16 protein-coding genes, 1 tRNA gene and 1 pseudogene are annotated in these 13,938 nt (G+C 61.1%); 11 read left to right on the top strand and 7 right to left on the bottom strand.

Translation table 11 applies throughout. From position 1 onward, the window contains the following. The first annotated feature begins 3 nt into the window (after positions 1-3). Positions 4-153 (top strand): glyoxalase superfamily protein, encoded by a 150-nt coding sequence (locus tag QOC89_RS19185; protein WP_416340418.1) that lies wholly within the window; start codon positions 4-6, stop codon positions 151-153. A 129-nt stretch (positions 154-282) separates the two neighbouring features. Here the strand turns inward: QOC89_RS19185 and QOC89_RS19190 are convergent, their stop codons facing one another. Continuing rightward, complete coding sequence (locus QOC89_RS19190; RefSeq protein ID WP_323046473.1) at positions 283-552, bottom strand: hypothetical protein; 270 nt, start codon at positions 550-552, stop codon at positions 283-285. Between the two features lie 348 nt (positions 553-900). On the opposite strand from QOC89_RS19190, the gene dusA reads away from it, so the two are divergent. Together dusA and QOC89_RS19200 are read left to right on the top strand one after the other, a co-directional pair. Beyond that, positions 901-1,902, top strand: a complete 1,002-nt coding sequence (gene dusA / locus QOC89_RS19195) for a tRNA dihydrouridine(20/20a) synthase DusA (protein WP_323046474.1) — start codon at positions 901-903, stop codon at positions 1,900-1,902. Positions 1,903-2,005: 103 nt separating this feature from the next. Beyond that, positions 2,006-2,081: transfer RNA gene (locus tag QOC89_RS19200), tRNA-His, on the top strand. 334 nt (positions 2,082-2,415) lie between these two features. Here QOC89_RS19200 and QOC89_RS19205 read toward each other — a convergent pair. Together QOC89_RS19205 and QOC89_RS19210 are read right to left on the bottom strand one after the other, a co-directional pair. After that, positions 2,416-3,009: a hypothetical protein gene (locus QOC89_RS19205; RefSeq protein WP_323046475.1), complete on the bottom strand. Its 594-nt coding sequence runs from the start codon at positions 3,007-3,009 to the stop codon at positions 2,416-2,418. A 193-nt stretch (positions 3,010-3,202) separates the two neighbouring features. Further along, positions 3,203-3,838, bottom strand: coding sequence for a hypothetical protein (locus QOC89_RS19210; RefSeq protein WP_323046476.1), 636 nt, complete (start codon positions 3,836-3,838; stop codon positions 3,203-3,205). Between the two features lie 44 nt (positions 3,839-3,882). On the opposite strand from QOC89_RS19210, the gene QOC89_RS19215 reads away from it, so the two are divergent. The 3 genes from QOC89_RS19215 (at position 3,883) to QOC89_RS19225 (ending at position 5,387) form a co-directional block, all read left to right on the top strand. Then, positions 3,883-4,122 carry a hypothetical protein gene (locus QOC89_RS19215; RefSeq protein ID WP_323046477.1) on the top strand — a complete coding sequence of 80 codons (240 nt, stop codon included), beginning with the start codon at positions 3,883-3,885 and terminating at the stop codon, positions 4,120-4,122. A gap of 102 nt (positions 4,123-4,224) precedes the next feature. Then, positions 4,225-4,497, top strand: a complete 273-nt coding sequence (locus QOC89_RS19220) for a hypothetical protein (RefSeq protein ID WP_323046478.1) — start codon at positions 4,225-4,227, stop codon at positions 4,495-4,497. A 521-nt stretch (positions 4,498-5,018) separates the two neighbouring features. Next, the gene (locus QOC89_RS19225; RefSeq protein WP_323046479.1) at positions 5,019-5,387 is read left to right on the top strand and encodes a hypothetical protein; all 369 of its coding nucleotides are present in this window, start codon (positions 5,019-5,021) and stop codon (positions 5,385-5,387) included. On the opposite strand, the gene QOC89_RS19230 is transcribed toward QOC89_RS19225, so the two are convergent. Both QOC89_RS19230 and QOC89_RS19235 read right to left on the bottom strand, forming a co-directional pair. Further along, positions 5,384-6,829, bottom strand: a complete 1,446-nt coding sequence (locus QOC89_RS19230; protein ID WP_323046480.1) for an MFS transporter — start codon at positions 6,827-6,829, stop codon at positions 5,384-5,386. The two genes, QOC89_RS19225 and QOC89_RS19230, sit on opposite strands and share 4 nt — an antisense overlap. A gap of 362 nt (positions 6,830-7,191) precedes the next feature. Then, positions 7,192-7,521 (bottom strand): hypothetical protein, encoded by a 330-nt coding sequence (locus tag QOC89_RS19235; RefSeq protein WP_323046481.1) that lies wholly within the window; start codon positions 7,519-7,521, stop codon positions 7,192-7,194. Positions 7,522-7,869: 348 nt separating this feature from the next. On the opposite strand from QOC89_RS19235, the gene QOC89_RS19240 reads away from it, so the two are divergent. Continuing rightward, the gene (locus QOC89_RS19240; RefSeq protein WP_323046482.1) at positions 7,870-9,597 is read left to right on the top strand and encodes a tetratricopeptide repeat-containing sulfotransferase family protein; all 1,728 of its coding nucleotides are present in this window, start codon (positions 7,870-7,872) and stop codon (positions 9,595-9,597) included. Beyond that, positions 9,594-10,166, top strand: a complete 573-nt coding sequence (gene cysC / locus QOC89_RS19245; RefSeq protein ID WP_323046483.1) for an adenylyl-sulfate kinase — start codon at positions 9,594-9,596, stop codon at positions 10,164-10,166. Before QOC89_RS19240 ends, cysC begins: the two co-directional genes overlap by 4 nt. 90 nt (positions 10,167-10,256) lie before the next feature. On the opposite strand, the gene QOC89_RS19250 is transcribed toward cysC, so the two are convergent. Beyond that, positions 10,257-10,469, bottom strand: coding sequence for a DUF3820 family protein (locus tag QOC89_RS19250; RefSeq protein ID WP_006048800.1), 213 nt, complete (start codon positions 10,467-10,469; stop codon positions 10,257-10,259). 144 nt (positions 10,470-10,613) lie between these two features. Here QOC89_RS19250 and QOC89_RS19255 point away from each other — a divergent pair, with 144 nt between their 5' ends. Continuing rightward, entirely contained in the window at positions 10,614-11,666 is a 1,053-nt protein-coding gene (locus QOC89_RS19255) for an NADP(H)-dependent aldo-keto reductase (RefSeq protein ID WP_323046484.1), read from the top strand. 119 nt (positions 11,667-11,785) lie between these two features. Here QOC89_RS19255 and QOC89_RS19260 read toward each other — a convergent pair whose 3' ends face one another. Continuing rightward, positions 11,786-12,646, bottom strand: coding sequence for a helix-turn-helix transcriptional regulator (locus QOC89_RS19260; protein ID WP_323046485.1), 861 nt, complete (start codon positions 12,644-12,646; stop codon positions 11,786-11,788). Positions 12,647-12,777: 131 nt separating this feature from the next. On the opposite strand from QOC89_RS19260, the pseudogene QOC89_RS19265 reads away from it, so the two are divergent. Continuing rightward, positions 12,778-13,152: pseudogene (locus QOC89_RS19265) on the top strand (LysR substrate-binding domain-containing protein); the annotation flags it as partial. Between the two features lie 199 nt (positions 13,153-13,351). Further along, the gene (locus tag QOC89_RS19270; RefSeq protein WP_179731370.1) at positions 13,352-13,774 is read left to right on the top strand and encodes a hypothetical protein; all 423 of its coding nucleotides are present in this window, start codon (positions 13,352-13,354) and stop codon (positions 13,772-13,774) included. Positions 13,775-13,938 lie beyond the last annotated feature (164 nt).

Raw genomic sequence — 13,938 nt, forward strand, 5'->3', positions numbered from 1 at the left:
GCGTTGCATGCCGAACTTCAGCGCAAGGACTACAGGTACGGGAAGCCGGGTGTCGAAACGTTGCCGTGGGGGAAAGTGCTGCAAACGATCGATCCGTTCGGTAACCGGATTCGTTTCTGCGAAGCGCCGCAAACGGATGAGCGCGAAGGGTGATGAAGGACGGGCGGGGCTCGATGCCGCAGTCGCCCTGTAAACGGCACTGGGCGCCGGCATGCATTGCTGCATGAGCGGCGCCCAGCCTGGGCTGCCGTCTTGTGGACGGCAACCCTCAACGGCAACGGATTAGTGGCCGAAGAAAACCGATTGCGGTCCCGACGCAGGCTGTGCACGCGTGCCCGATTGCGACGACACGTTGTTCACGCCGCCGTATGCGTTGGCTTCGGCGCTAGCGCGTTCAGCTGCAACGGTTTGCGCGTTCTGGCCTTGCTGCGAAGCCGGTGCGCCGACCGACGGACGATAGAACGGTGCCGGGCCGTAGCCGCTAGCGAATGCGGGCGCAGCGATCGAGGCAGAAACAGCAACCAGCAGGGCGGCGATGAGCTTGGTCTTCATGGTGTGACTCCGAGTACGTTTCGATTTCATTTCAGGAAGGCGTCGCAGGGGCCCGTGAGGTGTGTCTGCAACGTCGATGGAAGGCAGTGTATACCCCTACTATTGAAAATTTGTGCTGATAATCTGAAATTACTATTCTCGTTTCTGAAATAATCGGTCAGACCTATATGCGATAAGCCTCGCCGGTGGTCCGACCCCGTAAGGAAGCGTTTTTGGTGATGAAAGACCCGCCGGCCAGGGGGGTTATCAGTGTGTTGTCGTAAATTCCTGTTCGGTCCTGGGACGTTCCAGGGGCATTTGACGACTTGCGGTAAAATCGCGGTTTGATTCAAGCCGCCTGGCCGCCCCATGTCTTCAGCTCAAACTCCCAGTCCGCGCCGCGTTTGTGTCGCGCCGATGATGGACTGGACCGATCGCCACTGCCGCTCCTTGCATCGCGTGATATCGCGGCATACGTGGCTCTACACCGAAATGGTCACCACCGGCGCGCTGCTGCACGGCGACGTGCCGCGCCATCTCGCGTTTACGCCCGCTGAAGCGCCGGTCGCTTTGCAACTCGGCGGCAGCGAACCTGACGATCTCGCGCGCTCGGCAAAGCTCGGCGAGCAATGGGGCTATGACGAGATCAATCTGAACTGCGGCTGCCCGTCTGAGCGCGTGCAGCGCGGGGCGTTCGGTGCATGTCTGATGAACGAACCACGGCTCGTTGCCGATTGCGTGAAGGCCATGCGCGATGCCGTGTCAGTGCCGGTCACGGTCAAGCACCGGATCGGCGTCGATGCGGTGGAGGACTATGCGTTTGTGCGCGACTTCGTCGGCACGATCGCGGACGCCGGGTGCAACGTGTTCGTCGTGCACGCGCGCAACGCGATTCTCAAGGGCTTGAGCCCAAAAGAGAACCGCGAGATTCCGCCGCTTAAATACGACTACGCATATCAGTTGAAGCGCGATTTTCCGCATCTGGAGATCATCATTAATGGCGGCATCAAGACGCTGGATGAAGTGGAGGCGCATCTCCAGCATGTCGACGGTGTGATGCTCGGGCGCGAGGCTTATCACAACCCTTATGTGCTGGCCGATGTCGATGCACGCTTCTACGGCTCGACGGATACGCCGCTCACGCGCGAGCAGGTCGAGGCGAAACTGATCGACTATTGCGCGGCCGAAATGGCGCGCGGCACGTACCTCGGTGCGATCACGCGTCATGCGCTGGGTCTTTACCGTGGTGAGGCAGGTGCGCGTGGATGGCGTCGCGTGTTGTCCGATAGCAAGCGTCTGGCGGCGCGCGATCTGACCATCTTCGACGAGGCGAGACAGCATCTGCGTGAGCCCGTCGAAATTTTTGAATAAAGGACTAGGCAAACGAGATTCTTGTTCGTATAATCTCGTTTCTTCATCGGCGAGCCAAGTTTCTCAGCAATGAGTTACTTAGCAAGTCAAGCAGATGTCAGTGGTGGCTGTAGCTCAGTTGGTAGAGTCCAGGATTGTGATTCCTGTTGTCGTGGGTTCGAGCCCCATCAGCCACCCCAAAGAATTCTCTAGTATCAAGTATTTAGCTGTCACCGAAAATTGCACTTTGCAAAATTCGGAACGCAAATTCGAATTTCGGAATTGAGCCCGCACTACGCTGCGGGCTTTTTTGCGTCAGCCGTGCGCCATTTACCCGCATCGAAAAACAGAGAGCCCAATCCATGACCGCGCGGCAGGTGCCAATTCTTTGCTACTGCGACAACTGTCAGCATTCGTTTTATTTATCCAACATCATTGGGCTAGGGGCTAGCTCTTCCGGGGTAAATTCTCGTTCGTTGGCTGCGCAACAACTTCTCCGAAGTGTCGGGGCACAGCCAGAATCGTAGACGGTGTCTACGAGTTCACTAGCGATATCGTCCGCTTCGTTGGGGGTTCAGGCGCGACCGCAGAGCAGTTGAAGCGTGCTCGCGACTTGCTTATCGGCGCCCAACGCACGGCGTAATTGCAGACGGTCTGGAACAGCGCCATGTCTTTGTTGGCGCCGATGGGTGCGCCGGCCTTAGCGCGCTGGTCGAGGTATTGATAACCGTGGAAGGTTTCGAGCTTCTTCGGGTCCATGCGCCCGAAAAACTTCGTCAGGCGATCGCATGCGCCTGCGCGCACTGCCAGCCCTTCTTTCGACTGGTCGCGAAAGTGCGTCGGCGCAACGTCGGTTTTGAAGCGGTCGATCATGTCGGCGACCGAGCCCGAGAGGATCTGGCCCGCCTGAATGTCGAGTGCCTTGCGTTTCGCGCTGCGCTCGGCTGCTGTGATCTCCGCCCGGTCGCCGAGCTTCGCGGACGTCAGCGTCTCGCTGCGGCCGTCCGGGTACTTGTACCAGAAGGAGATTTTGCGCACGCCATACCGCTTGTACAGGCGATCAATGTCCGTGGATTCGTTCGTGGCGACGTGCTTCTCACGCGAAGGCTTGGAGGTTCGGGCCGGCATCGTATTTTGTTGACTTCATATCTGTGGAAACGCCGAGTTTGCTATCGCGGTATGCGCGTGCGACCTTCGGCAGACCGTTCTTATCGACGACGAAACGCCAATGGTTATCCGAAAGCCAGTGCGCCATGGCGGCGCCCCTGGTTCGATTTGCAGCCGACGAGGTCGGCCAGCTCCTGTGCAGTGAGATAGTCGCTCATCGGGTCACCTTTCGAAACTCAACAACCCACACCCATGGGTTCGCATCCCAGCCATAGCCTCGCGCGGCGTTGAGGCTGTCCCATAGGCACTGATACGATTCGCGGGCGGTTTCGGTACCTTCGCCGTTGTCGTATTCCCAAGAACCAGCGTGGACACCCTCCGCATATGAGTCGTCCTCGCTGATCTCCTGCAGTCGCTCGACGCGCACGCGAGCGACCTCGAGCGTGATTCGCGATGCCGCTCGCGGCATGAAGATCGACGGCCGCGTGTGCCATGTCGGCAGTGCGCTGGCAAGACGTCGGGCGTCTGGGTCGGCGCCCTCGAACCGATAGGCGAATCCAGACTCGATGGTCACGTCGACGAAGTGCCATTCGTCGCGCGCCTTCTTTGCGTTGAAGCGCGTCTCCCAACGACCAAAGGCGACGAACGTTTCTTTCACCCAAAGCCGATCACCTGCATAGCCATACGGACTAAGGTCATTTTCGGGCAGAGCAACGTATTCGGGTGTGAAGTTATCAGGCCGCAGCAGCTCGAGCGCGAAGCCCTTGACGATGCGCCGAGTCTGCCCCTTGCGACCGTCGAGCAGAGCGCGCACCATTGCGCCGCTGAAAAGGATTGGGCGTTCCTTCACTGCTCACCTCTAAAGTTTCGGTTCTGACAGCCGACAACAGCGGCATGGACACAAACAACCCACCCAAACTCGAGCGTGACGATCCGATGTGGGATGTCGCGCAAGTCATTGAAAATTCCGTTCGCGCGATTCGCAAGGCGCGCGGTAAGAAGAACCCGGAGGACTGCGTTCCCGGCTCGCCCGAGCATGAGCTCATCCTCAACGAATTCTTGAGCGACGTACTTACGAGCATGGCAGAGCCCGACGACGAGGCCGACAGCTTCGGCGCTGGCGCAGCCGGGTAAAAAATCACACGACGATTGGTATTTTCCCTGGCGATTCCCCACGGGGCACGGCGATTGCGCCATGCTGGCTGCATATTCTGGCCATCTCGTAAGGGGGCGATCATGCCTTGCCAATCTTATGCTCCGTACCGCGCGTTCAAGATCGACGTGCAGGTCACGACCGGCAAGACGTTGTGCTTGCACAGCGCCGGACGCCGGTACAAAGTTTCCTGGACCATCAGCCCGTCCGGTCAATCCGCGCAAAAGGTTATTGCAAGCTTTCCAGAGCAACTGGAATTTATGTCTGAGCAAGATGCGTTCAGGTACGCCGAAAAGCGAGCGCATACCTTCATCGACGGCATGCTTTCGGAGAGCCCCACCGTTTCCACACAATGAAGTCGAGGCCGCCGGGCAGGCGCACCTCAGTGCGAAGGTTGAGGCTAGTCTGGCCGGTTTGCGACAGCAGTGGCACGTTTCGCGCGGGTGATTAGCCACGTCGGACCTCTTGATCCGCGGCAGATGAAGCGGGAGCGGCTTTGGCATGGCGAATCTGTGCTGTCCGACCTTCGATGCACGACCGCAGCCTGCCTCGTCGTTGGCGTTTCGCAAATTCCAGCCATGCTGTACGCCCGCGATATAGTTTCGATCAGCACTCATGTCGGCGTCGAAAAGGGGTGCAGGGCATCGCCGTTTCTCTCAGGCGCCAGCGACCGGCCGGCAGTGGCTGGTGGCGACGCAGCCGGATTTGCCGTTCAGCCACACGACGGATGTGTGGCCACTGAGCACCTCAGCCGCGGTACGCGTCGTGAACCAGCATGACCCGAGAGAAATATCCAACGTGCCGCCGTCCCGAAACCCCGGTCCGGCGCCAAGTCCAACCCCCGTCCCGACGCCGAATCGGCAATATGGAGTGGCTTATGGATATTTACGAACGGACGAAGTACGAAGCCCAACTCGATGTTCGGTATGGACGCTGCTGGAATGCACTCAATGAGCGCCTGTTTGGCCGCATCGACTTGTTCTTCGGCGCGGTCACCTTGATAGGCGGAAGCGCAATCGTCTTTACGGTCACGGCTGACCATAAAACGGCCGCTGCAGTCGTGGGGCGCGTCGTAGCAGTAAGCGCAATCGTCGAACGCCTTGTCGATGCGACAGAAAAGCGTCTGGAGCACAAGGCGATGAAGAAGCTGTTCGCCGATCTCGATGGCCGAAGCGTCGGGATGTCTCTCGACGAGATTGATGTCGAGTTGCGCAAATTGCAGGCTGAAACGATTTCCATCTTCTAGCCGGGGCGGCGCGACGGTGCTTGTCCGCTGACCTCGGCCCCCGCATCGCGCGCAAGCCCGAACAGATCGAAGATGCCGAGCAGGCCCACGGCCGCAACGATCAGAAACGCGACGCTGAAGTCCGCCGGCGCGATCGAATGCGAATCGTGCCCATGCAGCCATTCGGCGACGCGTAGCGCGATCGCGCCAAGGGCCACGCCGACACCCATCGTCATCTGGAACAAGGTGCTCGACAATGCGGATGCGCCGCTCATCTGCGCCTTCGGGACGTCGGCGAAGCTGAGTGTATTCAACGCCGTGAATTGCAGCGAGCGCGACAGCCCGCTCAGGAAAAGCACGGCCACGATCACCGTTTTGGGCGTGGCAGGCGAAAGCAGACTCATTGCCGCGAGCGAGATCGCGGCAAACATCCCGTTGACGATCAGCACGCTGCGAAAGCCGAAGCGCCGCATGACGGGCGTGGTCACCACCTTCATCGACAGATTGCCGGCAAACACCGAAAGCGTGAGCAGCCCCGACTCGAACGCATTCAGTCCGAAGCCCACCTGGAACAGCAGCGGCAACAGAAACGGCACTGCACTGATCGACACACGAAACAGCGAACCACCGCCCATGGCCACCGCAAAGGTCTTCACACGCAAGGCCGACAGATCGATGACCGGCTCGCTCGCGCGCCGCACATGAAACCATGCGACGCCGCCCGAGGCCACGCCAATGGCGAGCAGGGCCGCCACCTCGGACCACCGCGTATTGCTGCGCCCAAGCAACTCCATCGCGTACATCAGCGTCGCCCCGGCGACGCCCGTGAGTACAAAACCAGGCGTGTCGAAGCGGCGCCCGGCATTCTCCTTTGTGTTGTCGAGATACATGATGGACAACAGCAAGCCGATGCAGCCGAGCGGCAGATTCAGGTAGAAGATCCAGCGCCACGACGAGTAGGTCGTGATGAAGCCGCCCAGCGGCGGCCCGATCACGGGCGCGACGAGCCCCGGCCAGGTAATGATGGCGATAGCGCGCATGAGGCCGTCCTTCGGCGTTGCGCGCAACACGGCGAGCCGGCCGACCGGCACCATCATGGCGCCGCCGATGCCTTGCAGCACGCGAGCGGCGGTGAATTCGGGCAGGCTCGTGGTCATGCCGCACAGCACCGACGCCGCGGTGAACACGGCGACCGCGCTGCTGAACACGGTCCGCAGGCCGAAGCGGTCGGCCGCCCAGCCACTGATCGGGATGAATACGGCGAGCGTCAGCAGATACGACGTGATGCCCAGGCTCAGATCGACCGGATGCACGCCGAACGAGCGCGCCATCTGCGGCAGCGCCGTGGCGATGATGGTGCCGTCAAGGTTCTCCATGAAAAAAGCGGCCGCAACCAGCATCACAATCAGTGAGCCGTGTCCTGGGTTGGGGCTCGGCGCGGGGGAAAGATTGGGGGCCTGCATCGGCGAGGATCTCCTGAACGTGGTTCGCTGGCGGATTGGCCGGGATTCGGGCCACAGCGTACGTGAGCTCCACCGCACAATCAATGGAATCAAAAGGGCTTTGGTTAGCGCAGATTACAAATGATTCGACTCGTCGAGACTCATGGCGGGTCCGAGACTTCAGGACAAATAGAGCAGGGCGCCTCGAAAAGCGGCCGCCGAAGTTCACGGGCCGCTAGGTGTTGTCGCGAGAGGTTGTTTTTGCAAAACGGCGTTGCGGGAAATCACAACGCCGCTTTTTTTAGGCCTGGCGAAACGTTGTGGATGCAGAATCGTTTCGTCTTTCGTCGTTAGAGAGTCGGGTTGGTCGGCGGGAATTCCCGTTAGTGTCCATGTCCCCCATGGCCGCCGCCACTGCTCCACGAACTGCCGCCGCCACCGCCGCCGTGCCAGCCACCGCCGCCGTGCCAGCCCCCGCCGTGCCCGCCACGCCAGTACCCGTGGCCCCCGTGGTAATAACAGCACGAGCCGCCCCAGCCGCCCCAGATGTTCACGGAGCCGTAAGCCGGTCCATACACGGGCCCGTAACCGTAGCCGTAGTAGCCCGGATAGTAAGGTTGCGCGTACGCGTAGTCGTATCCTGGCGCGACTACGCACCCGGTCAGACTCGCTGCCACAGCCACCAGAACGATTGATGCAATGCGCCTGCTCACGATTTTCTCCCTCGCATGAGATTGAGAAATACGGCGAGCCCCTGAGTTCAGCGGCATTTGTGTCCGCACATTACGGCGCGTCCGCGCGAGCCCGCTCGAATGTCATCTGCGCGGCAATCGAACGCCATAGGGCTGCGCGTTGCGGCAGTCTTCGAACGCCACCGGATCCATCGGCCTGTAACAGTTCGTTAAATTTTCGAAACGTAACTGTAGGGCGCGCTTGATACGTTCCCGTCAGACAATTTGCCTTTGAATCCAGTCGCACGCGTCGCGCCGAGGCTGGACGACGAAGAACGCACTTCCCATTGCCGGGCCGCTCGATGCGAAGCCCGCAAAACCTGGCCGTCAATGAAGCAAGATACACCGCCGGCAATCGCATCCGAAAGGCGCGCCGAAGGCGACGCGTGGGTCGATCGCGGCGAACTCCAGGCCGCACTCGAATGTTTCGAAGCAGCCCGCTCGCTCGATCCCACCGATGCCGTCAATCTCGAGCGCGTCGCCGCGACGCTCGCCGCGCTGAACCGCTTTCCTGAAGCCGTCGCCCGCTATTACGAAGCGATCGCATTCGCTCCGCGCAACGCCGATCTGCACCACGGTCTCGCCCGGTCGTTCGAGCAGATGCACCGGCCCGAGCAGGCGGTCGAGGCCTATCGCGAAGCAGTCCGGCTGAATCCGAACGCCGACGGCTCGCACAACAACCTGGCCAACTGCCTGCAGGTACTCGGCCGCTTCGACGAGTCGCACGAGGCCTATCGCCGCGCGATCGGGGCGGCCCCGCTGGTGCCGCTGTATTACCGCAATTTCGTGCAGTCCAAGCGCCTTGCCGCCGACGATCCGGTGTTCGTCGCGCTCGAGCAACTCGCGGGCGCGGCCGCTTTGTTTCCGCCCGCCGATCAGGCGGAGATTCACTTCGCGTATGGTCAGGCACTCTCCGATGTGGGCCGCGACGACGCGTCGTTCGAGTATTTTCTGAAGGCCAACGCGCAGTACCGGAGCGGCGTGCGTTACGACGAAGCCGCGTCGCTCGGCCTGTTCGCTCATCTGCCGGCGCTCCTCACTTCGGAAATGCTGGCGGCGAAGCGCGGGTTGGGCGATCCGTCGGCGGCGCCGATTTTTATCGTCGGCATGCCACGCTCCGGTTCGACGCTGATCGAACAGATCCTCGCGAGTCATCCGCAGGTGTTCGGCGCGGGGGAGCGCACGGAATTCGGCGAGGCGTTGGTGAATTTCGTCGGACGCGATGTGGGTGACCCGTTACGCATCGATATCGAAGCATTGGACAGTGTGAGCGCCATGCAATTGCGCCCGCTCGGCGCCGACTATTTGCGACACATGGTCACGGCACTGCCGGAACTGCGGGACGCGAATCCGGCCTATACACGTTTCACCGACAAATACCCGTTCAATTTCATCAATGTCGGGCTGATCCATCTGGCGTTGCCGAATGCGCGCTTCGTTCATAGCACCCGCTCGCCACTGCAAAGCTGCCTGTCGATTTTCTCGCGAATCTTCCACGATGTGCCATTCGGCTACGATCTGGGTGAACTGGGCCGATACTATCGCGCGTACGACGCGTTGATGGCACATTGGCGACAGGTGTTACCCGAGGGCACGATGATCGAAATCAATTACGAAGAACTGGTCGAAGACTTCGAGGGCAATGTCCGGCGCCTGCTCGCGCATTGCGGGCTTGAGTGGGACGAGCGCTGTCTGTCGTTTCATCGGACTGTGCGGCAGGTCAGTACGGCAAGCGCGGCGCAGGTGCGCCGGCCGCTCTACAAGACGTCGGTGCGGCGCTGGCAGCCGCGGGCCGCGCTGCTGCAACCCTTGCTCGACGGGCTGGGGCCTGAACTGGCGCCCGCTGACGGCTTCGGCGCGCGCGAGCAGGCGCCGCTTGCAGAGGCCAACGCGGCCAATGCGGCTGACACGACGAGCACGGCCGCGAGGCCCGACAGGGCGGATCGGGCGAATAAGGCGGATAAGGCGGATAAGGCGGATAAGGCGGATAAGGCGGATAAGGCGGATAAGGCAGATAGGGCGGATAGGGCGGCCACCGGCACGGAGCGCAAATCATGAGCGCGACCCGTGGCGCTGTCATCTGGATGACCGGCTTGTCCGGCGCCGGTAAATCGACCGTGGCCGGCGCGTTGCACCAGCGTCTGAAAGAAGCGGGGCATGCGTCGATCGTGCTCGACGGCGACGTGCTGCGGCGCGGCCTGACCGCCGACCTCGGCTTCACGCCCGAAGACCGCGCCGAGAATCTGCGGCGGGTCGCGCATGTCGCGGCGCTGTTCATGCAGCAGGGCTTCATCGCGATTGCCGCGGTGATTTCGCCCGAGCATCGGCATCGGCGCATGGCGCGCGAGATCGTGGGCGAGGGTTTTGTCGAAGTGTTCGTGAATGCGCCGCTGGCGGTGTGCGAAGCACGCGATGTCAAAGGCCTGTACGCGCGGGCGCGGCGCGGCGAGATTCCCCATTTCACCGGGGTTTCCGGACCCTTCGACATGCCGCTCGAGCCGGATGTCACGATCGAAACCGATCGGTTGCCGCTGGAGCAGGCAGTGGCGCGGCTGGTGGCGCATCTCACCGCGATGGGTTGCTTGCCCAGCGAAAGCGGGGGCGGCGGGCCTCGTCGCGTGGAATAGCCGGCGCGAGGCGGGTGTTTTTTGTCCGCGCAGAATATCCGCCAGGCGCCGCGCTCAGCGCGTGCTTTAGCGCTTGATTCAGCGCTTGATTCAGCGCTTGCGTAGCGGTTCGATCAGCGACGACAAGCCGTTGTGATCGATCTCGTGCATCAAAGCCAACAGACGGCCGATTTCGCCCGGCGGAAAGCCCTGACTCGCAAACCAGTTCAGATAGTGGCCCGGTAGGTCCGCGATCAGCCGGCCTTTGTATTTGCCGTAAGGCATCACGCGTGTGACCAGCAGTTCGAGGTGTTCGGGATTCATCGCAGATGGGCCGGCGGAGACAATCGGTCAGGGCGGCGAAGTACGCCGCGCCCGTAGCAACAGCATTTTAGCCGCGCTGCAGGCATTGCGCCGGCATGGTAACGTCACGCGCTTTCCGTTCACATCTTCAACAGGACAAGTTCAATGGAATACCGCAGACTCGGCAACTCGGACGTGCAGGTGAGCCTGATCGGTCTCGGCACCATGACATGGGGCGAGCAGAATACCGAGCAGGAAGCACACGCACAGATCGATTACGCGCTCGACCATGGCGTCAATCTGCTCGACGCCGCGGAAATGTACCCGGTGCCGCCGCGCCCTGAAACGCAAGGTTCGACCGAGCGTTACATCGGTACGTGGATCGCCCGGCACCGCGGCGCGCGCGAGAAGATCGTGCTGGCCACCAAGATCGCCGGCCCCGCGCGTCAACCGCACAATCCGCGCCATATTCGCGGCGAGGGCAACCAGTTCGACCGCAAGAACCTGACCGAAGCGCTGAACGACAGCCTCAAGCGCCTGCAAACGGACTACGTCGATCTGTATCAGTTGCACTGGCCGGATCGCAGCACGATGACCTTCGGCCGTCCCGCCTATCCGTGGGTCGACGACGCGTACACGGTGCCGATCGAAGAAACGCTGTCGGTGCTCGCCGAGTTCGTCAAGGCAGGCAAGATTCGCCATATCGGCGTGTCGAACGAAACGCCATGGGGTGTCGCGCAGTTTCTGCGCGCGGCGGAAAAGCTCGGCTTGCCGCGCATCGTCAGTATCCAGAATCCGTATAGCCTGTTGAACCGTACTTACGAAGTGGGGTTGTCCGAATACGCGCATCGCGACAATATCGGCCTGCTTGCGTATTCGCCGCTGGCCTTCGGCTGGCTGTCGGGCAAGTATGAAGGCGGCGCACGCCCGGCAGGCGCCCGCATCTCGCTGTTCGAACGCTTTCAGCGCTACAGCAAGCCGCAAGCGGTTCAGGCAACCACGCGCTATGTGGAACTGGCCAAGCGTCACGGTTTGTCGCCCGCGCAATTCGCGCTGGCCTTCGTCAATAGCCGGCCGTTCTTGACGAGCAATCTGATCGGCGCCACGTCGCTCGAGCAACTGAAGGAAAACATCGCCAGCGCCGAGGTGAAACTCTCGCCGGAAGTGCTCGCGGAGATCGACAAGCTGCATGAGTTGCAGCCGAATCCGGCGCCTTGAGGCGGCTTAAGTCTCATTGAGTCGGCGCGAGTTTGATTGAGTAGTGTCCCGGCATTGTTTATGAAGGGCTGCGAACGGCAACCGCTGAGAATCAGTGTAGGGCCATGAATCGTTGCTGTTCAGACATCCGCTTTCGAGTTGCGGACAGAATCAGGCTGGTGCGCACCGGCGGCCACAGTTTCACCGCTTGGCCCGGACTCGTCCGATAACTTCTCGTCCGCACAGAACTCGCTGGGTGAGGTTCCGAGTTCGCGCCGGAACATGTCGCTGAAACTGCTCGGCCGATAGCCAAGCGCGCGAGCCACTGCGCTCACGGACTGGCCCTCGGCCAGCTTCGAAACCGCAATCGCCAGTTGAACCTGGCGCCGCCATTCGGCAAAGCCAATACCGAGCGAGCGCGAAAACAGACGCGCGAGGGTTCTGACGCTCGCGCCGACCGAGGCTGCATGTTGCTCGAAGCTGATATCCACCGATGGGTTTTCGATTACCGCGCGGCACAGCACATCCAGTCTGCGGTCCGACTCGTCGGGCAACGGAATCCGCAGCGAATAACGGTTCGCATGTCCCAGTTCGAGTGCAACGAGGCGGTACGCTACTTCGAGGTACTCCTGGTTTCTTTCGGCTTCCCGTTCGGCAATGGTGGTGATGAGTTCGCGAAGGAGACCATTGATTTCGAAAACGTCGGGCTGCCTGCTCAGATGCGGAACGTCACTTTCGCGAAGGTACAGGTTACGCATCTCGACAGCACTCATCATGCGGATGGAGTGCACCGTATCCGGAGGTAACCATACTGCACGCTGAGGCGGCACGACCAGCGCTTGGCGGCCGACTTCGACCCACATGACACCGGCTACCGCGTAAAGCACTTGTGCCCAGTCGTGCGCGTGTGGGTCGATACGCAGTCCCCGCGGGTAGGGTCTCGCCAACGATTTGCCGCGGCCAAAATCATCGGACAGATCAGGCGGTGCTGCTTTGGACATAGTCGTCGATCCACGTGTTGTTGCGCGAAAGGGTAGTGCGAGGCGGCCCGTAAAGCAATGTTAGCCAGTTCGATCAGGCGGCGGATGCGCGAGAGGTTACGGCAGGCTCGCTTCGGCCGGTTCGCGAAAGGGTGTTGCCCGAGCCTGGTACGACGATTCGTCAGCTGATCGACATTACCTGCGCGCTCGAAGGTGTGCTGCTCGAGCCCGATCTCACCTGCAACCATAGCGGCGCGATGTACCGCTATGCTCAGAAATCCGGGGCGGTCATGTTTACAGGGTTGCTGTCGGTGCGGGACCGTTACCTTGACGACGGCTTCGTTGCGATACCGTTTGTGCATCCGCAGATGCGCCAGCGCAGCATTCCGGTGCAGACAATGGCTGGACGGGAACTGCCGCGGTCGGTGAAGGCGTTCCGCGACCATCTGATCGGGGAGATCGGCGGCGCGAAGTCCGCGGATGCTGCGGCGCCGAAGGCCACCCGAAGGCGTGGCAAGACGCATTGAAAGGCAAATCTCCCTGCCGGAGCGCGAATCACGACCTAAACTGTGGGGACGGCGCGGGCTGGTCGGCTTCTGCTGCGGGGCTGGTGCTGCTGTGGCTCATACCAGTGGTAGGATTCAGCCCGAAAAATGGCGGGCGGTACGCGATGATTGGGCGTGCCGTCCACCGTCCATAACAGAGCGATAGGACTCAGGACATCGAATGGCGCAACAAAAAACAAACCCAAAACTTGAGCAGGCGCTCACGCGCGGAGATCTTGCAATTCGCCAGGCCAACTCGGCGCGGGCGACAGCGTTGCTGCGCGCGTTAGGCAAGATGATCGTCGACGCGTCGGCGACGATCGGCGTGGAGGCATTCACGCTGATTCCGGACGGCGACAAGATTTACGATCCCACCGACGGGCTGTGGCCGCAGGAGTTGCAGGTTTCGCTCGACGGTCCTGTCGAGGAAGCGGATCCGGACGAGGTTCGGACTGTGCGGTTGATTGCCGATGATCCTGGTACGGTGTTCAGGGTTGAATGGCAGCGGGCTGATGGGAAGATCGGGCGTCAGGATGGGGGGCCGTTTGCAACGGTGGCTTTCATTTCCGATGTGGATATTCCGTGGACGGATGAAGAGGATTGAAGTTGAAGTTGCGCGGGGCGCTGGGGTTTGGGTGGTTGCCTACGGCGTTGGACTTTGATTGATCTGACTTCTTGGACTTTGTCTGAACTGGATTTTTGGCCTTTCCTTGAAGTGATGTTGGTCTATTAGCGTTGCCCCTGTGCGGGGCGGCACTTACTTTCTTT

The sequence above is a fragment of the Paraburkholderia sp. genome (assembly GCF_034668105.1).
In the GTDB taxonomy this organism is placed as follows: domain Bacteria; phylum Pseudomonadota; class Gammaproteobacteria; order Burkholderiales; family Burkholderiaceae; genus Paraburkholderia.